20 protein-coding genes are annotated in these 24,740 nt (G+C 45.6%); 9 read left to right on the top strand and 11 right to left on the bottom strand.

The window, feature by feature from the left end:
• Window positions 1-19: 19 nt before the first annotated feature.
• Together JGK14_RS01465 and JGK14_RS01460 are read right to left on the bottom strand one after the other, a co-directional pair.
• Entirely contained in the window at window positions 20-949 is a 930-nt protein-coding gene (locus JGK14_RS01465) for a DUF1822 family protein (protein WP_325314696.1), read from the bottom strand.
• A gap of 31 nt (window positions 950-980) precedes the next feature.
• Window positions 981-1,625 (bottom strand): hypothetical protein, encoded by a 645-nt coding sequence (locus tag JGK14_RS01460; protein WP_325314695.1) that lies wholly within the window; start codon window positions 1,623-1,625, stop codon window positions 981-983.
• A gap of 230 nt (window positions 1,626-1,855) precedes the next feature.
• Here JGK14_RS01460 and JGK14_RS01455 point away from each other — a divergent pair, with 230 nt between their 5' ends.
• Both JGK14_RS01455 and JGK14_RS01450 read left to right on the top strand, forming a co-directional pair.
• Window positions 1,856-2,077, top strand: a complete 222-nt coding sequence (locus tag JGK14_RS01455) for a hypothetical protein (protein ID WP_325314694.1) — start codon at window positions 1,856-1,858, stop codon at window positions 2,075-2,077.
• 56 nt (window positions 2,078-2,133) lie between these two features.
• Window positions 2,134-3,555, top strand: a complete 1,422-nt coding sequence (locus JGK14_RS01450) for a CHAT domain-containing protein (protein WP_325314693.1) — start codon at window positions 2,134-2,136, stop codon at window positions 3,553-3,555.
• 509 nt (window positions 3,556-4,064) lie between these two features.
• Here the strand turns inward: JGK14_RS01450 and JGK14_RS01445 are convergent.
• The gene (locus JGK14_RS01445) at window positions 4,065-4,322 is read right to left on the bottom strand and encodes a hypothetical protein (protein ID WP_293324594.1); all 258 of its coding nucleotides are present in this window, start codon (window positions 4,320-4,322) and stop codon (window positions 4,065-4,067) included.
• 660 nt (window positions 4,323-4,982) lie between these two features.
• Between JGK14_RS01445 and JGK14_RS01440 the strand changes: the two genes are divergently transcribed.
• Window positions 4,983-7,064, top strand: a complete 2,082-nt coding sequence (locus tag JGK14_RS01440) for a hypothetical protein (RefSeq protein WP_325314692.1) — start codon at window positions 4,983-4,985, stop codon at window positions 7,062-7,064.
• A 304-nt stretch (window positions 7,065-7,368) separates the two neighbouring features.
• Here JGK14_RS01440 and JGK14_RS01435 read toward each other — a convergent pair whose 3' ends face one another.
• Window positions 7,369-8,316, bottom strand: coding sequence for a hypothetical protein (locus JGK14_RS01435; protein WP_293185812.1), 948 nt, complete (start codon window positions 8,314-8,316; stop codon window positions 7,369-7,371).
• A gap of 5 nt (window positions 8,317-8,321) precedes the next feature.
• On the bottom strand, window positions 8,322-9,944 hold the full coding sequence (locus JGK14_RS01430) for a glycosyltransferase family 39 protein (protein WP_293185814.1): 1,623 nt from the start codon (window positions 9,942-9,944) through the stop codon (window positions 8,322-8,324).
• 443 nt (window positions 9,945-10,387) lie between these two features.
• Here JGK14_RS01430 and JGK14_RS01425 point away from each other — a divergent pair, with 443 nt between their 5' ends.
• On the top strand, window positions 10,388-10,516 hold the full coding sequence (locus JGK14_RS01425; RefSeq protein ID WP_293203401.1) for a hypothetical protein: 129 nt from the start codon (window positions 10,388-10,390) through the stop codon (window positions 10,514-10,516).
• Between the two features lie 523 nt (window positions 10,517-11,039).
• Window positions 11,040-13,052 carry an iron uptake porin gene (locus JGK14_RS01420; protein ID WP_293312280.1) on the top strand — a complete coding sequence of 671 codons (2,013 nt, stop codon included), beginning with the start codon at window positions 11,040-11,042 and terminating at the stop codon, window positions 13,050-13,052.
• Between the two features lie 136 nt (window positions 13,053-13,188).
• Here JGK14_RS01420 and JGK14_RS01415 read toward each other — a convergent pair whose 3' ends face one another.
• The 4 genes from JGK14_RS01415 to JGK14_RS01400 all read right to left on the bottom strand — a co-directional run bounded on the left by JGK14_RS01415 (window position 13,189) and on the right by JGK14_RS01400 (window position 16,564).
• Window positions 13,189-13,377: a hypothetical protein gene (locus JGK14_RS01415; protein ID WP_293190611.1), complete on the bottom strand. Its 189-nt coding sequence runs from the start codon at window positions 13,375-13,377 to the stop codon at window positions 13,189-13,191.
• Between the two features lie 15 nt (window positions 13,378-13,392).
• Entirely contained in the window at window positions 13,393-14,628 is a 1,236-nt protein-coding gene (locus JGK14_RS01410) for an FIST signal transduction protein (protein ID WP_442921415.1), read from the bottom strand.
• A gap of 71 nt (window positions 14,629-14,699) precedes the next feature.
• On the bottom strand, window positions 14,700-15,974 hold the full coding sequence (locus tag JGK14_RS01405; RefSeq protein WP_293183007.1) for an RNA-guided endonuclease InsQ/TnpB family protein: 1,275 nt from the start codon (window positions 15,972-15,974) through the stop codon (window positions 14,700-14,702).
• Window positions 15,965-16,564, bottom strand: coding sequence for an IS607 family transposase (locus JGK14_RS01400; RefSeq protein ID WP_325314691.1), 600 nt, complete (start codon window positions 16,562-16,564; stop codon window positions 15,965-15,967). The genes JGK14_RS01405 and JGK14_RS01400 overlap by 10 nt, the downstream gene beginning before the upstream one ends.
• Window positions 16,565-17,064: 500 nt before the next feature.
• Between JGK14_RS01400 and JGK14_RS01395 the strand changes: the two genes are divergently transcribed.
• The 3 genes from JGK14_RS01395 to JGK14_RS01385 all read left to right on the top strand — a co-directional run bounded on the left by JGK14_RS01395 (window position 17,065) and on the right by JGK14_RS01385 (window position 19,813).
• Complete coding sequence (locus tag JGK14_RS01395) at window positions 17,065-17,301, top strand: Calvin cycle protein CP12 (protein WP_293151347.1); 237 nt, start codon at window positions 17,065-17,067, stop codon at window positions 17,299-17,301.
• A gap of 311 nt (window positions 17,302-17,612) precedes the next feature.
• Window positions 17,613-18,233: a DUF3177 family protein gene (locus JGK14_RS01390; protein WP_293183011.1), complete on the top strand. Its 621-nt coding sequence runs from the start codon at window positions 17,613-17,615 to the stop codon at window positions 18,231-18,233.
• Window positions 18,234-18,358: 125 nt separating this feature from the next.
• Window positions 18,359-19,813 carry a hypothetical protein gene (locus tag JGK14_RS01385; RefSeq protein WP_325314706.1) on the top strand — a complete coding sequence of 485 codons (1,455 nt, stop codon included), beginning with the start codon at window positions 18,359-18,361 and terminating at the stop codon, window positions 19,811-19,813.
• Here the strand turns inward: JGK14_RS01385 and JGK14_RS01380 are convergent.
• Together JGK14_RS01380 and JGK14_RS01375 are read right to left on the bottom strand one after the other, a co-directional pair.
• On the bottom strand, window positions 19,746-23,207 hold the full coding sequence (locus JGK14_RS01380; protein ID WP_325314690.1) for a response regulator: 3,462 nt from the start codon (window positions 23,205-23,207) through the stop codon (window positions 19,746-19,748). The two genes, JGK14_RS01385 and JGK14_RS01380, sit on opposite strands and share 68 nt — an antisense overlap.
• Before the next feature lie 63 nt (window positions 23,208-23,270).
• Window positions 23,271-23,399, bottom strand: coding sequence for a hypothetical protein (locus tag JGK14_RS01375; RefSeq protein WP_293183017.1), 129 nt, complete (start codon window positions 23,397-23,399; stop codon window positions 23,271-23,273).
• A 621-nt stretch (window positions 23,400-24,020) separates the two neighbouring features.
• Between JGK14_RS01375 and JGK14_RS01370 the strand changes: the two genes are divergently transcribed.
• Window positions 24,021-24,227 (top strand): hypothetical protein, encoded by a 207-nt coding sequence (locus JGK14_RS01370; RefSeq protein WP_293151338.1) that lies wholly within the window; start codon window positions 24,021-24,023, stop codon window positions 24,225-24,227.
• Window positions 24,228-24,740: the final 513 nt, after the last annotated feature.

Genomic DNA, 24,740 nt, shown 5'->3' with positions numbered 1-24,740 from the left:
CCCTCTTGATAAGTGACAATTAGATCAAAAAATTTTCAGTCACGCTGAAATCGCCCAAAGCCAACTTGACACTAAAATGCTCTCCCGGTTCTCCGCTTAACTCAAAGAGCAAATTTTCTGTTTTATTTGCCCTAGCTTGCATCAGAGGTTCACCTTCATCATCCAGCACCATCAACTGCAAATCGTTGGGCAAGTTAGTTTGACCGTTTGTGGGATAAACCTCTACCGAAATATCGATATCTGGTTCATCGGTTGTCATCAATTCCACAAATAAAGCTACTTGCTCTTTTCCCCACTCTAAGTTGAGTAATTTGCCTCGCTTGACTGGTACGCGTACATCTGCTGAAGCACTTTTTTCGACTACTTGGGGACTTCGGAAAGCAAACTGCAATTCTGGTTTTGACTCGAACAGTGTTTGGGCTGTGTGCCAACCGCTATCGACAATATTGTGCAACCACTGACTGAGATTTACAGGCTTGAGCTCGTCTAAGTATTCTAGCAGGTTGTCGATCGACTCCAACTCGCTAAGTGGAACTTTTTCTCGATCGCCATTTTTGACAAATCCCAGCAACTTCACCTCTTCGAGAGATTGGCCGATCTCTACAGCAACATAACCGATTCTGTCCGATCGCACTTCTGCCGGAATCGAGACACCTTCTTCACCAGGGCTTACCCAACGGCATTCCAGCTTGCCAATACCTTTGACATCCAAATCCGCAATATCCATGAATTTCTGGATCGCAGGATTCCAAATATTGCTGGCAGCCAAATCCGTATCTATTTCCATACACTGAAAGTACAAATCGACTGCGTGCACAGCCAAAGCATTGAGATAAACCTGTTTGGCTTTCCCCCGGTCACTTTGTTGCTGTGCAAGGGTTTGAGCGCTGCGGTAGGCTGCTGGGGCGATCGGTATTGTCAAAACTAAATCAACTTCTGTGTTATTCATGATCCATCTCTGCTTTTGGGTTTTGAATGTCCTACAAGTATTCTCGGAATCTGGGCGTGAATTTCTCCAAAGACCTCTGGTAAAAACTGCTCAAACTTGAAATACTTACTCCTAACTCTTCGGAGATTTGCTGCAAGCTTGCATCTTCTATCACTCTCTTGACCAGCAACAATTTAAAGTTGACGTGGGCGTGCTTTCTCATCACTTCCTTTTGAAAAATATCGCCCGGATCTTCTTCAATCATCTCAATTAGACCTGCTGCGATTGGACAAGATTCATGTTCGATCTGCTGATTTTCCATTTGATTGAAAACGGGTTCCATATCTCCGTAGTATACAGTTGGTAAATCTTTCCTACCTATAACTTTAGGGGTGGTTTCTTGAAAACATTTAACTATCAAGAAATTTACCCACTGGCTGACCTCTTTTTCAGGTCGGTAGTTGTGAATTTCCCGGGAAATGCGAAACATCAGTTCCTGTTTGGCTTCCAGCAAAATTTCCTGATAAATTGCGTAGGAAAAATTCTTATTCTGCGGACAGTTAATGATTTTATATTTTTCAATTTCCATCACTAATCTGGTCACAGCTTTCTGTCGCCCTAAAGTTTTAGGCTGGTGATTTTTGGCAGCTATGGCTAGCTGTTTGAGCCGATCGTCAATTTCGTCCTTAGTAGGCATCTCTTGTTCCAAGGTTACTCAGAAAAATAGTCTCCAACCAGCTATGCAGGCCGCCGGGTTGAGCGAATGCTCCCAGAGCGACTGGTGCGCCCGCTGTCGGAGCTGCCATATCCCCTGCAATGCCTTCTATTTGCCTATCTGTCGGGATCTGCGATTTTTATGCAAAACTTCTGCATAATTTACAAAACTTTACATAATTCGCGAATTTCTGGGCCCAGGGGCGGTCGTTGGTGCGCCAGGAATCAGGCGGTGCGGGCTGTTCACCCGATCGCAAATGTTTGGGGTTTGTGTGGAATGCTATAATCGCGATCGCCAGCAGAGTTAATTATTTACAGGAAGCGCGATCGGCAACCGAGCAGGACGATCGCACTCCGAACCAACGGTTTTTACGATCCAGAGTGGTGCAGCAGTCAAATAAGCCGTTATTATTGTTTCAAAAAATTCGATTTTAACCATCATTCCCAATTCTTTAATCGCAAATCGAAAATGGTCTAACCGCCCCAAAACCATGCACTACCAATCCCAGCAGCACCGTCAAAAACACGCAACTCAGAAAAAAATCAAAAGAGCTATTTTTTACTGTTTGACAGCCATACTTTTCTGCTGGAGCACCGCGAACCTCGCTACCATTGCCCAAAAGCCAGAACCAGGCGGACTTAACGGGCAAGAAATGAGACAAGTTCTCGATCGCGGAAACCTCACCGAAGCCGTCACCAGAATCGAAAAAGACTGGGAAGAAGACTATCAAACATACTTTGAACAAGACTTTGCCGCCCGCGAAAAAACCGCCCAATCAATATCAAAAACTCTTTCCCGCCTAGCAGTTCAAACTAAGAAAAAACCAGCTTTAATTTACGCCATCCCGCGCACAGACCAACTAGAACTAATCTTAATATTGCCCGATCGCCCGCCAATTAACCGCAGCGTCCCCTCAGCCCAAAAAGACAAACTGGTGCCAGTCGTCCAAGCATTTACCAGCGAAATCACCAAAGTAGCACAAATTAATACTACCAGCTATCTAGAATCAGCTCAACAACTTTATCAATGGATAATTGCACCGCTAGAAGCAGACTTGAAAATAGCAAAAATTGACACCTTGCTGTTCTGCGTCGGCGAAGGTTTGCGAACGGTACCCCTAGCAGCAATGCACGACGGAAAGCAATTTTTGATCGAAAAATACAGTATGTCGCGGATTCCGGCATTCAAGCTGATAGACATCAATTACGCCGATATCAGAAACTCCCACGTCCTAGCAATGGGAGCAGAAAATTTCTCAGAAACCGCGAACAAACAACCGCTACCGGCTGTTCCGTTAGAATTAAGTGCGATCGCCCGACAGTGGCCAGGTCAATCCTTTATCAACGAAGATTTTACCATCGTTAACTTGCAATCGCAGCGACTGCAACAAAGATACGGCATCATCCACCTGGCGACTCACGCGGAATTCCGCCCCGGAAGCCCAGATAACTCCTACATTCAATTTTGGGATAACCAACTCAGATTATCTCAAATGAGAGATTTGAAATGGAACAATCCGCCACTGGAACTGTTAGTATTGAGCGCCTGTAGAACTGCCTCGGGAGACAAAGAAGCAGAACTCGGATTTGGCGGCTTAGCGTTGCAATCGGGAGCAAAATCTGCCCTCGCCAGTTTGTGGTATGTGTCAGATGCGGGGACTCTGGCGCTGATGACAGAGTTTTACCAGCAGTTAAAAATCAGCAAACCTCAAGATCCTCCAATCATTAAAGCTGAAGCTCTCAGGCAAGCACAAATTGCTGCGATTAAAGGTAAAGTCACCATAGAAAATGGGCAACTGCGAAGTTCTAGGGGGGAAACTCCGTTGCCGCCGTCTATCCCCAAACTTGACAGCAAAAATTTATCGCATCCTTATTATTGGGCCGCTTTTAGTACGATCGGCAGTCCTTGGTAATTGTCGGGGAGAAACAGGTAAGATGCCTGTTCCACTATGGGGGAGAAACAGTTATAGCGGATCTAGCTCTCATATGAGGTACGTTGTTGGGCTTGAACCCTCTTAGTTGAAGGGTTATGTAAGCTGTCAGTCATACCTCATCTTTTTGAGAAAGGCTATAAATCAATACGGTTTACTTAAGATAGTCATTGCGTAATTGTGGGGAGAAACAGGCAAGATGCCTGTTCCACTATTGGGAAGAAACAGGCAAGATGCCTGTTCCACAATTGAGGGAGAAACAGGCAAGATGTCTGTTACACAATTGGGTTTATTTAAAATATTGTGGGGTGGGCTTCTAGCCCGCACAAAAAGTTAAATCTTTTGGGCCGCAATTGAGGGATAAACAGGCAAGATGCCTGTGCCACAATTGGGGGATAAACAGGCAAGATGCCTGTTTCACAATTGGGTTTATTTAAAATATTGTGGGGTGGGCTTCTAGCCCGCACAAAAAGATGAAGCCCGCCCAATTTCTAGACTTTGCCCGATCGCTTAATCAGTACACTAATCACTTGTCCTGGTTTTGGCCCTCGCTGCGGAGGACTCCAATCGCCGACGGCTGCAAATCCCAGCCGGTACAACGTGTGGATGGTTTCTAAAACGGCTTTGTGGGAACCGAAAACGGTTATCTGCAAGACTTCCTGTTCCGATTCAAAGTCGTCATTTGGACGATCCTCTTCGAGGGCTTCGCTAACGGACGAGTTATCGTCAGGCAAAAATTCCTGTGACATAATATGGTCTCCTAGTTTTTGGTTTTTCTGGTGAGGAAAACCCAAAAACCCAGCCGCCCCGCATACTAACAAAAGGCAGGGCGGCGACAGAGAATGTTATCCTCGATCAGCCTCCATACTGCTCATCCCAGTTTGGCGGTTAGCTGTCCTTAGCTGTTACAGCAGCTTTGGACAGTGCAACTAGATTTTCGGGCGACGCTGGCTGCTTCCTCTTCGAGCAAAGCAACCTTAATTTCACAGCGTAGCGGCTTGTGGGGCCGCCGTCAATGAATTTTAGATTTTAGATTTTAGATTTTAGATTTTAGATTGAAGAATGGCTCTGTTTGGTAAGTCGATCGCTCTTGGATGGCGATAATTGTACGGAACGATATAGCAACCGCCACTACCGATATTGAGATAAATATATAGAATAGAATCGATATATGCTAGGACTCTTTAGCATAAACAGTTTGATGCTCGTACTATGTAACTGTCAGCGGTCAACTGTCAGCGGTCAACTGTCAACTGTCAACTGTCAACTGTCAACTGTCCATCGAGCCTCTTGACCGAAACAGATGATAGGCTATAAAACATAAAGTAATTCAATATCTGTAGCTGTCGCTCAACCAACCACCACCAACCTGTGACAAATCAAGCGGGAGCCTTCAAGGGGAAACAAAAATGAAAAAATTAGAATTTTTACTACAGAAAGAGGGCGATCGCGCCTGGTTGCCCCTAGAAACCCCCGACGTGGAAATTCTAGAAGGCAAATATCGCGTCGTGGCGCGCATTCAGCACCCCAACACCGACATCGAAATTCGCATCATCCATACATCCTTCGACGAAACGGCCCCCCAGCGGAAAGTCCAAAGCAGATCGGCCCGCACCAACCCCGAAGGATTAGTCGTGATTATTCCCTACACTCGTCTCAAACCGGGAATGTGGGAACTCTCCTGCTTACCAGATCCCAAATCAGAACCAGCAAAATCTTGGCAGTATGGCGTGCAATTAGAAGTATTGCCCGCAGAATCGGAAACTTCCGAACCCCTACCCGCGATCGACTCCTCCGAAGCCGCCGCTTTCCCCTCAGCTTCACAAAACGCAGCAGCAGTCGATCGGACACCAACCCAAATCCCAGCCCCACCTCCACCTCCACCGCAGCCGACCAAAATCTACCAATTCCCCCTTCCCCAAACGCCTCAGCCGCCGAACCCCCCAGTCAAACTCGAACTTGAACTCGTACTCGATCGAGAAACCTTCATCACCCAACTCGGCCGCCCCTTAATCATTTCCGGCAAAATCGACATTCCCCAACCACCTCAAAAAACCAGAAGAACACCACCTCCCATCCCCGAATCGCAACTTCAAGAACTCCAAAAACTCATCGGTTCAGCACAACTGCAAATTTACCTGCGAGACCCCCAAACCTCACAAATACTCGCCCAAATCGAGCAGCCGATGCCAGAACAAGCTCCTCCCTGCATCTTTGCCTGCGTTACCTACATCCCACCCGACTGCAAAAGTCGCCTAATTTTAGGAGAAGCAATTCTTAGCAGCGGCGATGTAACTTTAGCCACCAAACTATTTACAATTACAGCCGGTTTAGAACACCTGCTAGAAGCAATTAAAGACGATTTCATCGAAGAAAAACATCAAGCCGAACCCTCTCCAACAGCAGTCAGACCACCTCGGAAAGAAGTACATCCATCCTTCCTCCGGGTAGCACAAAAAAGCTTAGATCTGCCATCTCCCGCAGAAGTCGCTATCAATGAATCTTTAAGCAATGAATCCCTACCCCCTCAACTAAATTCCCGCCAGACTCCAAGTGCGGGCGGCCTAGAATTGCCGGCATTCGGTAACAAACTGCCCGACAGCAGCCGATCGCAATTGCTCTCAGAAATCACCAATTCGTCTAGAACATCCGCCGGGGCGATCGACCAACCAACCAAACCCTCAGACATCGCAACTACCCCAGAAAAGGCCGAAGTTCGGGCGATCGACCAAAAACCCCAAAACACTCCCGAACCAGAAACACCAGCCCCAGAACCTACGCCACCCCCCTCACAAAAGGCATTTCAAACCTTAAACGTCCAAAATAGATTTTGGTCGCGACTGAGTTCCCTAGCCAGCACCGGCGAATCCCCCGAATGGCTGAAAGCAACCAGCCTGTCGCCAACTCCAAAAGCCACCCCCAATACCAGCGAAGCCATAACAGTCGTCGAAGAAAGCAGCCCAACTAAAGTGCAACCAGCAATCAGGGAAACCATTTCCCAACCGCAACCTACTGGCCCGGAAGCGAGAGAATTTGTGGTGTTTGACGAGCCCCCGCAGCCGAAACAAGTTGCTCAAAAAACCACCAAAGTAGAAGCAGAAGCAACTCCACCAACTCCCTACGTTTTGTCAGAAGACGAGTCAGTACCGATGCCCATCCTGGAATTGCCGCGCGCCCAAATCCTTGCAGGCCAGGCTGTAATAGTGAAAGTGCAACTACCGGAATTAATGCCGCGGATTTATGTAAAAGTTTGGGTATTCGATCGGCAAACCTACCTAATTCTCGACGGGCCGCGCTGGATTACCGAATTTACAGCTACCGGGTTGGGAAATATGCGAGCTAGTATCGAGTTAGAGATTCCCTACGGCTGCATGGAAATTGAATTTGAGGCGATCGCCGTCGAAATGCAAACTCAGCGGGAAAGTCACAAAGTCAGCGTTCACCGCCAAGTTTTACCGCCAGCCGCGCCCACTTTGCCTCTGGAAGGTTAAATTGTCGATCGCTCGCTCGATGAATAATATTCACATTTAATAACCACAATCAAATTGGTTCGTAGTGAGGACTTTAGTCCTTCTTTCCCTCGGACTAAAGTCCTCACTACAAACTAATTAGATTATCGGTAATAGACCTCTTGCAAAAATCGGAAAACACCCTGAAATTATCTGCGTTAATCTGTGTTTATCTGTCTGAAATCTGCGGTTGAAGGATCGATCGAAGACTTATGCAAGAGGTCTAATCTACCGGACATAATATAAGGACTAAAGTCCTTACTACAAACTTAATTGTGGTATTTTTTCAAGTCGATCGCACTAACTGCCGAAACTTCTTCTTAAACTTATTCTTATACACATAGATCGATCGCTGAAAATCCTCAACTTGCAGCGACATCTCCGCAGCCAAACCCGTGCGATTCCAAGCATCCTCCTGACACTTGCGGCGGCAAAAATTCATCGGTTCCGAGTAAACCTTAGATGTCGATAAAGTCGGCTTCGGCCCGCACCAGTGAATCACAGTCGCCGACTCGCGATCGCCCGCAGGCCCGTTTTCTGCCACCGGAAACCGCTTTCTCAGCAAATCCTGGTCAAAATCCGGCACCAACAACTGCATATCCACATTCTGCACCCGCAGTCGATTTTCCCCGGCCGCCCGGAAAATCATAAAGTTCAAAAACCCCATTTCTCCGTACTTAAATATCCCCGGATTAGCCTCCGTAAAATCTAAAATTTCTATGTATTCTTCCAAGCTAAAAATACCGCGTTTAGCAAAAAAAGTACCCGTGCAGAAATAGTTCGATCGCGATTCCGACCACCGAAACTTCGGGAAATGCTTTTCAACGCCCGGAATATCAAAGAAAAATTCCGAAACATCTGCATCCGAGTAATCGTAACAAGGCTTATCTATCGTAAAATCAAATTCTTTAAAATTAGCCAATTTCAGAACATCGCCCCAGACGATCGTATCGGCATCCAAAACCATAAAATTCGACCAAGGGCTTTCCCAGAAAGCAATCATTTTAGTTTTACCCCACCCAAAACTTCTTTTCCTGAGAACCTCTTGGGAAACGTTTGTGCGATCGATAACTCGCACCCCGTAAGACTTTTCCAAAGCACTCACAGAAAACGTACCATCAATCAACAAACAAATCGGTACATCTCCCAGGAAATATCGAATGCTAGCACAGCAACCCTTAGCAAACAGATAATCCTGGTCGCAGCAGGCAATAATAATACCAAAATCTTCCATAACTCTCACTCTTTTTCTAACTTGCCAACCCACAACATTTGGATTGTTTGTTTTTTCGGCACATCTATTTTCGAGTTGTGCATTTTTGCCAGCTTAGCACTAAAATTCTGCGTTCGCCCGTAAACAAAAACATCGCTAAAACCGCTGGGAATTTTGGGTATCGCGGGTGGGTCTAGCAACTGAGCTTGACGGCGCCCTTCCTGGTCAAGCAACACCAATTGCCACATCACTTTCGGCTCTAACAAATGACTCATTGACAGTATATTTCCCAGAGTGACTTCCGAGATATCACTGACAACCAGCGGCTTAGGAGCGCGATCGATCCTCCGAGCAATTACGGGATTTTCCCGGCCCAATTCCTTAGTCCACCAAGTCTCGGCTTGAGAACTAACAATATTCGACAGCACAGAGCCCGTTAGCAGTACAACTGTCAGAACTTTCCACATCTGCCGTTTCCAGCTTGGCACGCCCAGCGCGCTAATTTTAGTCGCTAACAGGTAAGCAACAGATATTTGCATCGCCAAATAAGTCGGAAATAGATAGCGAGGTTTAGTCGATCGGATTCCTCCCAATATAACATCTGGTAGCATCACTGCCACTGCTGTCACCGCCATCAACACCAGCAAAAACAGCCAAACCTGTTTCTTTGTCTCACAACACAGAAAATAAACCGCATAACTTACGATTGCCAATAAAATCAAAGTCGCTGCCATCAACCCAATCAAATTTATTGATGTAGCCTGAGAATTTAGCCCAAAATCCCAAAAAACACGACCGATATTCCCGCTCCAATTATTAATCAAAGATAGCAAATTACTGTCTCCATTCGCCCAAAGAGTCGCCTCTTTTGCTGCCTTTTTGTTTATTACTAGAATCACCATCCAAGGCAGAAAAGCTACCAAAGACAAGCCAATTGCCATCACGTAATTAACTACCTTGCGATTCAACCTATAACCTTGCATTCCCCATACATAAATTCCGTGTCCCAAAGCGACTAACAGGCTAAACAAGTGTGTGTAAAATCCCAGAATAGTTGCTACTGCATAAATACTCCAACTTAGCTTAGTTTGAAGCCGCATTGCTCTCAGCAGAGACGCACAAGAAACTAAAATCAGCACCGGCCACAAGCTGTAGGGACGAGCTTCTTGAGCGTAAAGCACGTGCAAGGGAGAAACTGCTAGCAATCCCACGGCTATCCACGCCACTTCTGGTGCTGGAAACAATTCTCGGCACAGCCAGTACAGAGCGGGAAATGCTAACAAACTCACCCAAACTGAGAAACTTCTCGTCGATAAAGGAGAATCACCGAATAGTTTTCCCCAATACTTGACTGCCAGAAAATATAGAGGCGGCAGTTGAGGTTCTTCAATGGCAATACCTTTAACTGTATCGCCAAAATTTTTTGCGGGATTGGAGCGCTGATATTTCATCAAATCTTGTGCGCCGACTAACTGAACGCTGCTTATTTCATGCAGCACTTCTGTTTGCGTGTATCCCGAAATCCGCAGGGAAGTAAATACTTCATCATACCAATAAAACTTTGTGTCGATGTTGGTGAATCGAAAAAACAATCCTAATATCAATAAGATAACTACTAAGAAGCCCAGTTTGCTTTTAATCAAAGTCATAGATGGAAGGTGGCAAAAAAGATAGATGCTGCGCCTCAATGTAACATACCAGAGCGAGGTTAAGTGCATTGCCACATCTACAGGTTCTTCGATCGCCCTCTAATAATTTGTGGCATTTATTTATTGTGTTAGTAGCGAATGAGGAATGTCCTGGAGGCACTCCTTGCTCTCATACACCGTTTTTTTAACTGCGAGCGATCGCATCAAAGCAAGTATTTTCGTCCATTTGACCGGGTTGATCCGTCCAGGAATGGTGAAGGCTCAATAGCTCCTTGTTCGGTAGCATAAATCACATACAAAAGGTGATTTGAAAGACATCGGCTGTGCCAAAAAAATAACTGGCTGTAAAACTCCTTCGCAGCGAGGGAACAAAACTTTAATTTTAGGTCACAGACATTCAGTCTGCTGCCACTGTCAAACTACAAAAAAATTGTGTTAAAATAGTGGCAAATTCAAGTCGCCGAACGGGGCATCTCAAAAATGCCGATCGCGCTGGCAAGTCTCGACTGGTGGGCGCATCAGAACACCCAAATTGGTCAAGACTGGAATTTTGCCCCCACGGGTGCATCTAGCAGCGTTTAACCTTCCGTTCCCCACTGCTGGCGGAAAAATAACCCCGTCCGGGCCGCGAGGTTTAAAGTTAGGTTAAAAAGCTTGACATAATAGGATCGAAAGCTGTATAAGGAATGCGACAAGCAGCCCTAATCCTACCTATAAGTGTGTGTTAACTCAGACATAAGCAAGGACTATCAGTATTTGTCAGTTTGAGGCGATTGTGGTCTAACCCATACCACTGGTTGTCGATCGCCCTGTCGGAGAAAGCAACTCCAGCAAGTCTGGCGATCGACAGATGAAATTAGCAACTGATGGTATAATCAAGCGTAGTGTAATGTGGGCTTGACCTAAATTGGGGTCTGGGCTGTAAAAAGGGCCAGCCTTCTACGTTCAAGCAGGAACTAGACACGCCTACTGTGCATCAACAGTTATGGATAGGTTCTATTTTTTTGGCAGTTATTGTCAACAGGCAAGGAACCACAAAAAGTATCAGTTGGGAATTGCCGATCGAGTTGAATAGAGTGTGAAGGTGTGAGGAAAATGAACAGAACTTTTTGGAATTTACTTCTAGTATCCCCGGCAATTCTGGGGCTATCATCAGTCGTCAGTACCGCTGCGATCGCTACTGAAGCGACCGCAACCGCTGAAGCCAACCAGGTAGCAACAGCACAGCCATCTGAGTCAAAAATTGTAGAACCAGTTGCAGCAACCCCTGCTGCCCCAGAAAAGCTGGCTTTAAACAGCATCGCTCCGGCGGCAGAAACCCCGATCGCCAACTCCGCAGACGCCGAAAAACTGGCAGCAATCGCACCAGAAACCAGCGCCACAGAACTGCAAACAGCAGCGATCGACATCAATACAGCAGCACCCATCGCCCCCGCCACCACAGCGGCAGCGATCGCTCCCCTACCTGCTGTCACCACAGCCCAACCATTGCCCCAAGCCTCAGACTTGGCAGTGGAAAGCACCCCGACAGCAACCGCCAAAACTGAAGTGCCAGCAATTGCTAGCACCCCAGCCGCCAAGGTAGAAATTGCTCAGACAGCACCCGCAGGCATGGGCGGCCCGATCGTCCCAGCAGCACCCCAAGCCCTCCCCGCCGAACCATCTGGAGCCATGTCCCAAGTGACATCGGTCTCTCAGCTCTCCGACGTGCGGCCGACAGATTGGGCATTCCAAGCCCTGCAATCGCTAGTCGAACGCTACGGTTGTATCGTAGGCTATCCCGACGGCACCTACCGCGGCAACCGCGCCCTGACTCGCTACGAATTTGCAGCCGGCGTCAACGCTTGCTTAGACCAAGTAACCAAGCAAATTAGCTCGGCAACATCGACCTTCGTCACCAAAGACGACTTAGCCATCCTGCAACGCCTGCAAGAAGAATTTGCAGCCGAACTCGCTACCCTGCGCGGACGAGTAGACGGTCTGGAAGCTCGCACCGCAGAACTCGAAGCCAACCAGTTCTCCACCACAACCAAACTGGCAGGAGAAGCCATTTTTCTCGCCAGCGACAGCTTCGGAGATGGTATCGGCCTGCGCGACGACAAAACTTCCACCACCCTCGGCTACCGGGTGCGGTTGAACTTCAACACCAGCTTCACCGGCAAAGACTTGCTCAGAACCCGCTTGCAAGCTAGAAACGTCGCCAACTACGGTGCAGCCACTGCCACTGGTACAAACATGGCTCGCGTCGCCCTCACCGGCGAAGACGGCAGCCAATTCTCCCTCGATCAATTGTGGTATCGCTTCCCAGCAGGCAACGCTACAGTCTGGTTCGGGCCGAAAGGACTGAGGCTCGATGACGTTGCCGAACTGACTACTCCCTTAGAAAGTCCTAGTAGCGGCGCTATCTCCGCGTTTGGACGTTACAACCCAGCAGTGTTCCGCGGCCCCGAAGGAGCAGGTGCTGCTATCAAATACAACTTTGGCGCCGTGAGAGCCACAGTCGCCTATCTTGCCTCCGACGGCGATGCTCCCAACCCAGCTAATGGCCGGGGCGTTTTCGACGGTTCTTTCAGCGCTTTGGGTCAGCTCAACTTCTCCCTAAGCAAATTTATTGACATTGGTGCAACTTACAACCGGAAATACAATCGGGGTGGCGATGTTGCGATCATGGGCGGCACAGGCAGTGCCTTGGCTAACCGTCCCTTCGGTCAAATATCGACTGCATCAGATAACTTTGGGGTACAACTTAACCTCAAACCCAGCCCGCGCTTCCAGTTGGGTGGTTGGTACGGTTACACCAAGGCTCACCAAGAACGTGGCGCAGATCGAGACGCTACTATTCAGAATGGTGCTCTTTTCTTGGCCCTGCCAGATTTTGGCAAGCCTGGAAACCTCCTCGGTTTTATTGCCGGTGTACCGCCAAAAGTTACTGAGAGCGATGTCAGAAGAGATCGCGACACCTCTTATCACTTAGAGGGTTTCTATCGCTTCCAAGTTAATGACTTTATTTCGGTGACACCCGGCGTTTACGTGATTCTGAATCCGGAACACAACAAACAGAATGATGATATCTGGGTAGGAGTCCTGCGGACAACCTTTAGTTTCTAAGGTTCCCTAATATCTAGTTACAAGTAAAAGCGGCAGGCGACTGCCGCTTTTTCTTTTTGGTCAAAAGCAACGGAGGAGACGGCAGTGCCGTGTCCCTACCGAAAATAATATTGTAGGGAAACGGCACTGCCGTCTCCTAATTTTGGCTACTAATAATTCCGATGCCACCGGATTTGATATCAATTTCGATGCCATCGGAATGACAAGCGAGGAGACGGCAGTGCCGTTTCCCTACCGAAAATAATATTGTAGGGAAACGGCACTGCCGTCTCCTAATTTTGGCTAATAATTCCGATGCCACCGGATTTGAGATGATATCAACCATCAACAGTCAACAAAATTAGGAATTTTGGCGGCAAATCCCGAATACCGAGGTGTAACCGTGCAGAAATGTGCTGCCCCCGACAGGGCCGATTTCGCCGTTGCAGAAAAAGCCGCTCAAGGGGATGTTTTTGAGGTATCTGCCGAACAGTCGCGAGTCAAAGTTCGATTGACCGTAAAGCCCTTCCCCGCGCCCCAGACAGGAGAACATCAAGGCGCCGGCACTGGATGTACCCCTGTCCTCGGCCGATCGCTGATGCCGATCGAGCAGCATTTCTAGATCTTCTGCGGAGGTGCGGGCGTCCCGCAGGTGAAATTGGATGCGCTGTCCGGGACGGACTCGATCGCCGATCGCAATTGCCCCCACTTTCGGATCTACACCCAACAAATTGCGGATTAAAAAATCCCCAGGCTCTAATGTCATCTTGAATTCATCGCTGACTAAGCCGACAAATAACGAGTGCTGCGCTAATTCTCTGTCTGCTTCGCTCAAAGTTTGAACTAACTCTCGCAGGGCGTCTAAGGGCGATCGCTCGATGCCCCTGCTGCCCATATCGTCGGTTTGTTCTTCGAGTTTCAGCAAAATATTGCGCTCTCCTTCCGTCACCCGATAAGGATGCCCGATCGGTCTACAGCCTTGCGCGACGATCGTTTCCAGAACTATATTCCCGCTCAAAGCCACTCCCACCGTCCCTTCTCGGTACAACTGATAGTCGCAAAACAGCGCCGCACCTCTGCCCGCACCGTCCCCGCCGGCCAGTCCTCCTACCTTCGGCGCGCCCGGATAGGCATAATCGAGTCCTTGGAGCAAATCGTTAATTTGTGAGGAAAATGGGTCTGCCAAGATGATAAACTGCGGTTCTTCCTGGGCAGGCACACCCAAGACATTCACCCAAGTATCCGGGGGGCTGTCCAAGTCCGGCAGTTCTTCTGCACCGACGTGAAAAGTTCTGACGTTTACTCCAGGTAAGCGGGCTAAACTCAGGCTGACTGCGGGAGAACCCTCTACTTCTTCGGTGAGCCCGCCCCGGTTCGTGCCGATGACTCCTCCCCCGCCGCAGCCCAAAATCGCGGGCACGGGCAGCAATTCTCGCAGTAAAGGCATCAGCCGAGAATACTCGCTAGCAAAGGCAGATGAGATAAAGATCAGGGCTAAATCTGCCGGGCCTTGTAATTCGCGATCGGCTTGTTCTACAACTTCTTTCAGGGCTGATTCTAAAGACGGACGGGTTGATAAAGCACTGACCCATTGCATTTGGTTTTCGTACATAAGGCAAACTTCTCTATAAAAACTATTTCTATAGCTTGTAAAAGTATAGTCATTTATTACATGACACAGGAGGCATGAAGTCCCTCCCCCTTCTTTCTTACTTCGAGCGGATTGACCCGCCTCGGCTGAGCTACGCAGATCCCTATCCCATTGCTAAAAGCATTTGGGATTGCTTTTCTCATGATATTGTAAGACCCATTAACATCGGCATTAATTAATTGACCGCTCGATGTTTTGTACAATCCTCTCTTAATTCGTTTGCCACTAAACTTGACATCCTGGGCGCTATTCTGACCGTAAACAGAAATCGGGTCTAAAGAAATAAAACTGGAGACAGAAGTATATGATTCTTCCTGTAACATCACTCTTATCCCAACTAATGCAGCCTTATATTCCAACATCTCAATCAATCGATCATGAGGAATTGTGACGAAGTTCTGATTAGTTTTTTTCCCCAAATTTATCTCGTTTTTCCATTGTACATTTTTGCCAATTACCAGAGTCCCAATCTTGAGTTCTCTTAAAAGATTGATAATGTCACGACTGGCATGGTGCAAGTAATTATCGATTTTCTGGTTTCGACAACGAGTCAAGCGCTGAATTCTACGCGATGTTTGGCGCAGACCTTTCAATCGAGACTGTATATGTGCCTTACGTTTGTTGTAGAATTGATTAATTGATTTCAGTGGTCGCCCGTTAATCAGTAAAGGGACAAACCCCGGCTGATTTGAAGTTAGCGCTCCTAAATTATTCAATCCTAAATCTATACTAGCTACTGATTCTTTCTGATTTGCATCACTGGTGGACTCCGGCTCATCGTGAATTACCTCAATCGCATAAGAATCACACTTGGAAACTAACCTAACTTGACATATTTTCTCTGGTTTTACCTGAGTTTTAATTGAGATATCAGTCCCTGAAATTTTGATAATTCCTTTCGGTAATTGCTTACTACTAATCGCCTGAATTGTGTATACAACAAGGTTTCGCCCTTTGACTTTATCTTTATACTTAGGTAGTTTTGGGCATCCCGTGAATTTTGTGGGCTGCATTTTATAAGCTTTAACGGTTGCAAAAAAACCTTGCCAATTCTTGTCCAATATCATCAAGATTTGTTGGCTTACTTTCGCTGGCAATGCTTTGTATGCTGGATGAGATTTCATCAACTGAGCCATTTTGTTGTAGTTGAGATACCCCCATCCGTATACAAAGTTTTGGCGGATAACGTAGTTGGCAGCATTGTAGAGATTTTTTGATTTAAAGGCTAACCGATCGATAGTGGCGAAACGATGTTCTGTGGATTTAATGATATGTCTCTCTGCTAATTGGATTCAGACTCTCCATTTTTTAACTCGGCAATGATTCTCTCCGTTTTTCGTGCTCCCAGGCGTTGTCCGTAAAGTCGAGCAGCAAAACTTGTGACAACAGCCACTAAGTCTTGCATTAATTCATCTCGCCCATTGTCGGCTAAATTGACAATTTCTAGCTTAACTCCTGATCTTAGTAGAAGTATGTCTAGATAATGTGTGCCAAATCTAGCTAGACGGTCTTTATGTTCAATTAAAAGAATATTGTAGTCATCTTGTTGGAGTAAAGCTTCTAGTTGTTTTCTGTTGTCATTTAATCCGCTGCCAATTTCTTTGACATTTCTGACGATTTGATAACCGTTGGCTATCGCATATTCGGTTAATCGAAGTGATTGGCGGTTGAGATTTTCCTTGTTTTCAGAAGACGAGACTCGGCTGTAAATTGCAACTCGATTTTGTTTCAACTCCGAACGTGGTTTTTGTGGCGAATAGTCAACTATAATTAAACCGCTTTCTGTTTGCCGTGCCGGATGTGGTAGCTTGCCAGTCTTCCACCACCGCCAAGCTGTTGTATAACTGATGCCTATTGCTTTTGCGTAATCGGGTAGTTTCATTTTGCCCTCCTGACTATATGGTACTACTATTGCTTACTGTTGCTTATAGTTTTAATAAAGTTTTACAATACTTAGGCTAACCGGAACAGGCCACTGACGGGACGGTTTTATGGGGCGATCGATTCCCCTCGCAGTCCGCGATCGTGTTAACATAAGTTAACATGAGTCTCGACTCAATCTGTTTAGTGTTAAAAGCCGTGTTCAGCAAAATCTTAAAAGATAAAGCTCAATACAGTTTGACACACCAACTTCGTGTAATGTTTTCATAAAAAGTCAGGTCAGCTCAACCTGCATTCATGCCTGTGGACTAGAACCCGCCGACGGGATCTGGGCAAAGCAGGAAGTAAAGACGGCGGCCGCGATCGCAGTTAGGGATGGTTTCTATCTGGGCTGCCACAGCAGCACATCTCAAGCTAGTATTAGTTGAGATCGCCAGACAGAAACGGCAAGTCAAACACAAGCTAACATCCAAAAAGAAAACCTTTCATACCAACAAGTTTATGACAACAACACCCGCAGGCAACATCGAAGAAAAAATTGAAGAAGAACTAGAAAGCGCTCGTACCGTCTGTGACTTGAAGGGCGCCACTTCCGGGGAATGTGCAGCAGCGTGGGACGCAGTTGAAGAACTGCAAGCTGAAGCTTCCCACCAAAAGCAAGTCAAACCTAAGAATTCTTTTGAAAAGTATTGCGATGACAATCCTGACGCTGCTGAGTGCCGCATCTACGACGAATAAACGAGCAACTTAGTTTTCTCCCTTCGATCCCGCGCCGAAATTAACTTTTGGCGCGGGATTTTTTGATCGGTTTATGAAGCAACTAAGGAATGAGAATTAAATAACTTACAATTTTTTTTATTGTTCTTGTGGGATGGGCGTCCCGCCCGTCCTTTCTGGACGGGCGGGACGCCCATCCCACAAATATGTGTAAATTATTTAATTCACGATCCTAAGAAGACCTAAAAAGACCGCCGTCTTATCTCATCCCTGCTTTTTGAGCGCTTTTGTAGTAAAATCTGTCAGAAATAAGTAAGTATATTTTCCCAAAGATGTTTAGTCTTTTATTGGCAGCCACCGGGCCTTGGTTTCAACCACTTGTGTGGATGGATTACCGGTTGTCGGTGTTATTAACCATTTCGATCCCGCTGGTAGTGCTGATTTGGGCTGTTTTTGCTTCATCTGACGCGATCGCCCGTTTGTTGATGATTTATTGGCGGGTGGCGAGTTTGTTGGCAATTACACTTTACCTGATGATGGCTGCACTGCCTGTAAGCTTTGTGTCGTCGGTGATGGGGAGGGCATTGATTCCTGCTTGTCTGTGGTTTTGGGAAGATTTAAACGACGAAATTGCCGATCGACCGCAGTCGTCTTTAAAGCTGGCTTTTACAGCTTGGCGGTGGGCGATTACTGTTTACAGCGGTTTGGGCGCTCTAGCTCAAATTCCCTTCTTAACCTGTGCCTTTAAATCTCAAATACAAGTAATTGACGAACCTTTTTGCAGCGTTTGGTTTGACCCGCCTTGGCTGTACAAACAGATGTTTCATGCTAAAGCAAGCCCTCAATTTTTGGGATTTTTGGGTTTGACAGGTTTAGCAATTTATGTGGTTTACTTATCATACTTTGTCCTAATTAGATTGGGAAAACAAGGCAGATCTGCTACAGGGAATTAAGTTGATTTCAAGGAAGTATTTGCTTCCTAAATTCCTGTTAATCTCTTCAAAAAAACTCAGAAATAAAAAACGGGGCAAATTTACGGAAAAATAAAAACAATAAGAGGATGGTAGAAGTGGGTGTAATGTTAGTGGAAAAGACTGTGATTGATAGCAAAGAAGCATACTTACAATGCTTAGAAAAGCTGATTTGGGCGATCGCTCGCCTCAACGCAGAAGTCGAACCAACCGAACTAGCTCGGATTGCCGAACTTATAGTTCAGCCGATGACCGGGCCCTGGCGGTTTTTCCATACTCCCGAACATATTTTTGAGGTCGGGGGAAATCAAGATGCGATCGAGGTTTTGGCAGCTTTATTTCACGATATCGTCTACGTACAAGTCGATCACAGCATTAACTTTAACGTCAGCTACTACATCACTCCTGTTACCAAAGAGGTTAACAAACAGCTACGGATTCGGGAGCAATCTGAACTCCCTGCTGATGCTACCTTAGAAATGGTAATGCTCATATTCGGTTTTGTACCCGGAGAAGTGCTCAATCCCTTCGTCGGACAAAACGAATTTCTCAGCGCTTTAGTTGCAGCAAAATCTCTCGAACCATTTCTCAAGCCCGAGCAATTGCTTCAAATTGTCGCCTGCATAGAAGAAACAATTCCGTTTCGCTCCGCCGAGTGGGGAGTCACCGCAACTCGGCGCCTTTATGACCGCTTGCAAGCAATAACTAGCCTGTTTCACCTCAGTTTAACTGATGAGCAAATACGGGAAACAGTGAAAAAAGCTGTGCGAATTGCCAACCGGGATGTAATTAGTTTTGCTCACGAAAGTTCAGCCCATTTTTTGGCAAATACCTGGAATTTATTACCGGAAACTAATCACAATATCACCAGCTACGGTTTTTATACAGTTCGCGACTACCGAGTTGCTTTGCTGAAGATGGAGGGTTTTCTGACTTATCTCAAGCCCGAGGTGATTTTTCGGCAGTTTGAGGGATTCCCAGACGATCGCACATATCAACGCTGGGAAACTACTGCTAGGTACAATCTCGAAATTGCCCAGCTTTATCTGGGGTGCAAACTGGCTGCTATCGCCCTGCTGGAAGCTTTTTCTTCAGGTTTGGGACTCGATGTTTCTCTGGCCATGATGATGGGAGAACTGCCAGATAGAGCCGATAAAGGCATCCGTCTGGAAAGCTTTTTTCCTGAAATAGAGAAACCTCACCAACCTCAAACTCCTTTAGAAACAGAAGTATTCAATTTATTAGAAAATGGGCGGGCGAAAAGCAGTTCTAATACCGATTTGGAAAACTCCCCCCTAGCAACGTTTATGGTCAAAATTGTGGGATTTGACGAAATGCGCTATCAGTGCGATCGGGCTAAGCAATTTTTTAGGGCCAATCTGGAAGCCGATGACTTTATTACCGACTTTAACCCCATCGTTACAGAAATTGTCGTTGACTCAATTCTTAAGTTGTTTGAAACCCGCAAATCTACTATCTACCGATACTACGATATCACTTCTGAGTTAAAGTCCAAACCCCAGACCAATTTTCCGGTACGCCTCTCTCAATCAAATGATTGACTCGCTCCAAATACAGTGCAGCCGTTTTATCGTCAGGATTAACGGCTAAAACTTGATAAAAACAGATTTTAGCAGCCTTAAATTCGTGAGAGCGATAATGTTCTAAACCCCGTTCAAAATCAGTCTGAGTTTGTAACTTCATTTCCCTGAGCAACTCTGTTTCCCCATCGAGGACTTCATAGATAGAAATTGGCTGCTGTTTTCCCTTGACAATTACTCTATCTAAAAAACGGATTTGATACTGTTCGCGATCCGTCAAATTATCCAAAACTTTCTCGGAAATTATCAAAGATACTCCATATAACTTAGTGAGACTTTCCAGACGAGAGGCTAAATTGACATTATCCGAAAAAGCATCTCCCTGCATTCTCTCCGCTTCCCCAACTATACCCACCATCATGTGACCAAAATGCACTCCTACGCCGACTTGAATCGGTGGATATCCGCTGTGTATGCGATCGGCATTATATTCGTACACTTGTTGCAGTTTAGCGATTCCACCTTTGACAGCATCGTCAGCACCGTTGGGAAAAACAGCCATCATCCCATCTCCTAAATACTTGACAATAAAGCCGTGATGTTCTCTAATTTTTGGACTTACTTCTCGCAGGTAATCATTAACAAAGTCAAAGTTTTGCTGCGGAGTCATCGTTTCGGAAAGGGCAGTAAACGAGCGAATATCGCTAAACATGACTGCCATTTGTTTGCTGACATGATTCCCTAATTGGATATCCACAATGCTTTCTTTTTTCAAAAAGTCTAAGAAAGCATCGGGGAAAAATCGCCCGTAGGCGCTATTAGTTTGCGATAAATTGATGTGAGACTTAATTCTGGTTAACAGTTCGTCTTTCGAGAAGGGTTTAGTTAGATAGTCATTTGCTCCGAATTGAAATCCTGCTATTAAGTCTGATACTTGATTTTTGGCAGTTAGCATCACTACGGGCAACTCGTGAGATGGGTATTTCTCTCTGAGTTTAGCGCAGACTTCATAACCAGACATTCTGGGCATCATGATGTCGAGAATGATTAAGTCAAAATGCACCCCGCTTTCCAAGAGTGATAAGGCTTGTTCGCCGTTTAGTGCCTGAATGACACTGTAATTTTGTAGAGAAAGGTGATTGTTTAAAACTTGCAGGTTAATCGGATCGTCATCAACTATCAAAAGTTTAAATTTTTCGACTTCTAATAGCGCAGTGGCTTGCTTTACTGGATTCGGAGCGGGTTTAGGCACATTCCAATTGGAGGATAGATAAGTTTTATTTCTGTTGTTTTCTGATTCTGAATCCTGAATTGGCGATGCTAGCTGCCGATTTATTCCTGCTTCGCTAGGATGAATGGTTTCGGGAGAAAGAGGTAGGGTAAATGTGAAACGCGAACCGATGCCGATTTGGGATTCTGCGTATATTTTGCCGCCGTGGAGTTCGACAAATTGTTTGGAGAGTGTCAAACCTAAGCCTGTGCCTCCGTATTGCCTGACTGTGGAACCGTCGCCTTGTTCAAATGGTTCAAAAATGCGATCGAGATTCGCGACAGAAATTCCGATTCCTGTGTCGGAAACCGTGACAGCTATTTTAAAATCTGGGTTTGATGCTGGGAGATTTGACGGGGACACTCCCAGAGATGTTTTGCCGTCGGTATCTACAATTGCTGCTGATATTTTTACCGTGCCGGATTCCGTAAATTTAATCGCATTTCCAATTAAATTGTAGAAGATTTGTTGCAGGCGGTTTTCGTCGGCTAAAACTAATGGCAAATCTGAATCGATGGCATTAATTAATTCTAAATCTTTGCCAGCCGTTAAATGTTGACAAACGGTGAGAATCACTTCGACAATTGACCTCAATCCTACACTCTGAAGCTGCAATTCTAGTTTCTGATTTTTGAGTTGGGCAAAGTCAAGAATGTTGTCAACAAGTTCGTTGAGTCGCCTGCCACTGCTGGCAATCATTGAGAGGTTTTGTTGTTGAATTTCTGATAACGTTCCGGTGGCGCCGTCAATCATTGATTCGGCAATGCCGATCATTCCGTTAAGGGGAGTTCGGAATTCGTGGGAAGTGTTGGCTAAGAATTCGTCTTTGAGTTTGTCGAGTTGCTGCAATTCTTGATTCTGAGTTTCTAGGGTATTGAAGGATATTTGCAGTTGAGATGCCATGCTGGTAAAGGATTTGGCTAGCTGCCCTACTTCGTCGGTGCGATCGAGATCCAGCTCAACTTTGTGCTCCCATTCTCCTCCCGCAAGGTTTTTGGCTGCTGCGTTTAATCGCAGAATTGGCTTTGTGAGCGATCGCGCTGTCAAAGTTCCAATAATTATTGATAGAAATAGGGCAGCGATACAAAGTAAAATAGTGCTGCGGGTGTTGCTATTGATTTCATCCATGAAATCGTTTGCTGGAATTACTACCACCACCAACCAATCCAGTCCTACCTGGTCTTTATAGGACAGAATATGTACAAAATTAGATTGATTGTTAAGTTTAAATTGTAGCTTTTGTGGTGGTTCAACTAAGCTCAAGTTGAAACTACTAATTATGTGTTTTGCTGCCGATGCAGTTAAGGGATTTGTGCTATCAATTGCTGGCAAGCGTTGCAATTTGCCACTGGCGTCAGTAATGTACGGTTTTTCCTCCGTCGAACTGCCAACTATTGCGCCCGATCGCTCCATAATAAATACCTGACCCGATCGACTAATTTTGATTTTTCTAAGAAAATCGCTAATTTGACCCAAAAGAATATCGACTGCCATGATGCCACGAAAGTCGCCCTTCTTATCATAAAATGGCTGAGCCACAGTGATTCCCAAATCGCCTTGAAAAAATGTATAAATCGCAGTCCATATCGGTGATTCGGCTGCGGTTGCACCAATGTACCAAGGGCGAGTTCGCAAGTCATAAGTTGGTTCAAAACGCAACAGCTTCGTTCGATCGCCGAAAGCATCTAGCTCATAAAAAGAACGTCGGGGAAAGTTTTCTGTAATTCTGGTAACTAATTGACCAGATTCCTCTCGACTAACTCCAATAAACTGACCTTCTTTCGTCCCTAAATAGATTTGACGCACCGATGAAAATATTTTTACCTGCTGCCAAAAGGAGCGTTCAGTTTCTAGAAAATCTTCAGGTCTCAGTTTCCCAAGTTGAGCTGCACCTGCGTTGAGTTGGACAATATTATAAGGTTTTTCTAAGTAATGCGCGAGGTGTTCTTGAATGCGCCCACTGATTTCGCCCTGCAAGTTGTCTGCAAGTTTTTGAATTGCTTGTTGTCCATTTTTGAACGACAAATATCCAACTATACTGACTACGGCGAAAGTTTGCACGACGAATGGCAATGTCAACGCTAAACCGAGGGGCATAGTACCAGATATTTTTGCGATCGATCTACTAATTATTTTCACTAACATAATAAATAGTCTAACTTCTCAGAGATCCAGCCCAAATCCGCAGATTGTTGCATTTGAGCATAATTAGTAATTAGTTTCAGCTAATTGGCGATCGCGAATTCCGCGCAAATTAGCAATACTGGCTGCGTGATGTAATAAAAAGCACCGAGTCAAACATACGCAAATTCCCCAATTTAACGCATTGTACCTCATGATATAAATCTCCGCTACACAATTATTCCCTGCTACTTTACATAATTAAGTGCGGCCTCATAGAATGTCTAATTAAGTCAACCCTCAACCCTCAACTCTCAACATCCATCTGTTACATCCATTAAAATATATTAGCCAACTTCCTTTCTTGTGTCACTCATCTAAGCTACCTCAAACAAGCGTCACTAGAAAAAGCGACTGTTAAACCGCTTTTCCCCACAGCTACAACTGGGGAATAGCAAGTCTAGCAACTCGCAAACAACCAAGGTCAAATCAAAAAACCATCCAAAGCACAAACGCAATTCACATTAAATGACGTTGGGGCTGTTATTGTTACTTACTACCTGAAACTATGCCGTTATCCAAAATGAAAATATCCGCTAACTTCAGCGATGGTTGAATGCCAGCGGAGCTTGTTGGGCAATTACTGATAGAGCATTCAGCGGGCTTATTTCCCGCACCAATACTAGAAGTTTGTGACAACGGCAGATGAGCGAGGGAACACTCGACTATTGATAGCAGCGCATCTAAACTTTATCGCATCAAATCGCCAAATTATATTTGTTTTGCAACATAAATATTAATTTTGGCAGTCAACTATCGTTCGCAATTGAATTAATCATGTATAAATCTGATAACTTTTGTTACCGCCTAATTGTTGGCAGTTTAGCAGGCTCGATTATGATTTCACTTACTTTTGGCATGACACTCTCTGTCATGGGCAAGGAAATCCCTCCGCTTTTTGTTGTGATTGGCAGTAATGCGATCGGCGCCATCTCCGGTCTGCTAGCTCCTTCACCTTCAGAAAAAGAAGCAGAAAAAAAATAGGTTGTTTGTGCAGCAAGTCTATTCAACCTTACTGACTAGGTAAGTAGTTGCGCTTCAGCGCGCTCTTTATAAGACAATACAGTTGACTTAAGAAAAATCTGACTTGCCCAAAATGGCTATATTGCCAGAAAATCGTCAGATTAAATTCATCAAAAGCATTAAGTAAACCGTATTGAAATACAATCCACTCCATCAAGAGAAGAGTTTTGAACCACAGAGGGCGCAGAGGGCGCAGAGGGCGCAGAGTATTGCGAGGGTTTTGGATGTCGTAAAAAAACCTTTTATCCCTCCCCTCTCTGTGTTCTCTGTGTTCTCTGTGGTAAAATATTCTTAATATCTACTTCACCTCTTTATAATCCAAAAATCGTCAGATGAAATTCATCAAAAGCGTTAAGTAAACCGTATTGCTTTATAACTGTAGTTTAGACTAACCAAAGATGAGAACGGTGGCAAAAGAAGAACTAGAGCCACCGCGCTAGGAGAGAATGAGGGTGAAAAAGAAAACCTATCCAC

This window comes from Microcoleus sp. PH2017_28_MFU_U_A (assembly GCF_020738035.1).
Classification (GTDB): Bacteria; Cyanobacteriota; Cyanobacteriia; order Cyanobacteriales; family Microcoleaceae; genus Microcoleus.
This window is presented reverse-complemented; position numbering and strand designations above follow the sequence as displayed.

Bases quoted from the DNA above. Each gene is read 5' to 3' on its own strand.
- JGK14_RS01390 (WP_293183011.1), top strand. From the start codon at position 17,613: ATGTTTAGTCTTTTATTGGCAGCCACCGGGCCTTGGTTTCAACCACTT.
- JGK14_RS01385 (WP_325314706.1), top strand. From the start codon at position 18,359: ATGTTAGTGGAAAAGACTGTGATTGATAGCAAAGAAGCATACTTACAA.
- JGK14_RS01460 (WP_325314695.1), bottom strand. From the start codon at position 1,625: ATGCCTACTAAGGACGAAATTGACGATCGGCTCAAACAGCTAGCCATA.
- JGK14_RS01410 (WP_442921415.1), bottom strand. From the start codon at position 14,628: ATGCAATGGGTCAGTGCTTTATCAACCCGTCCGTCTTTAGAATCAGCC.
- JGK14_RS01430 (WP_293185814.1), bottom strand. From the start codon at position 9,944: ATGACTTTGATTAAAAGCAAACTGGGCTTCTTAGTAGTTATCTTATTG.
- JGK14_RS01400 (WP_325314691.1), bottom strand. From the start codon at position 16,564: ATGAAACTACCCGATTACGCAAAAGCAATAGGCATCAGTTATACAACA.
- JGK14_RS01445 (WP_293324594.1), bottom strand. From the start codon at position 4,322: ATGTCACAGGAATTTTTGCCTGACGATAACTCGTCCGTTAGCGAAGCC.
- JGK14_RS01370 (WP_293151338.1), top strand. From the start codon at position 24,021: ATGTATAAATCTGATAACTTTTGTTACCGCCTAATTGTTGGCAGTTTA.
- JGK14_RS01380 (WP_325314690.1), bottom strand. From the start codon at position 23,207: ATGTTAGTGAAAATAATTAGTAGATCGATCGCAAAAATATCTGGTACT.
- JGK14_RS01435 (WP_293185812.1), bottom strand. From the start codon at position 8,316: ATGGAAGATTTTGGTATTATTATTGCCTGCTGCGACCAGGATTATCTG.
- JGK14_RS01415 (WP_293190611.1), bottom strand. From the start codon at position 13,377: ATGGTTGATATCATCTCAAATCCGGTGGCATCGGAATTATTAGCCAAA.
- JGK14_RS01420 (WP_293312280.1), top strand. From the start codon at position 11,040: ATGAACAGAACTTTTTGGAATTTACTTCTAGTATCCCCGGCAATTCTG.
- JGK14_RS01465 (WP_325314696.1), bottom strand. From the start codon at position 949: ATGAATAACACAGAAGTTGATTTAGTTTTGACAATACCGATCGCCCCA.
- JGK14_RS01375 (WP_293183017.1), bottom strand. From the start codon at position 23,399: ATGAGGTACAATGCGTTAAATTGGGGAATTTGCGTATGTTTGACTCGG.
- JGK14_RS01440 (WP_325314692.1), top strand. From the start codon at position 4,983: ATGAAAAAATTAGAATTTTTACTACAGAAAGAGGGCGATCGCGCCTGG.
- JGK14_RS01395 (WP_293151347.1), top strand. From the start codon at position 17,065: ATGACAACAACACCCGCAGGCAACATCGAAGAAAAAATTGAAGAAGAA.
- JGK14_RS01450 (WP_325314693.1), top strand. From the start codon at position 2,134: ATGCACTACCAATCCCAGCAGCACCGTCAAAAACACGCAACTCAGAAA.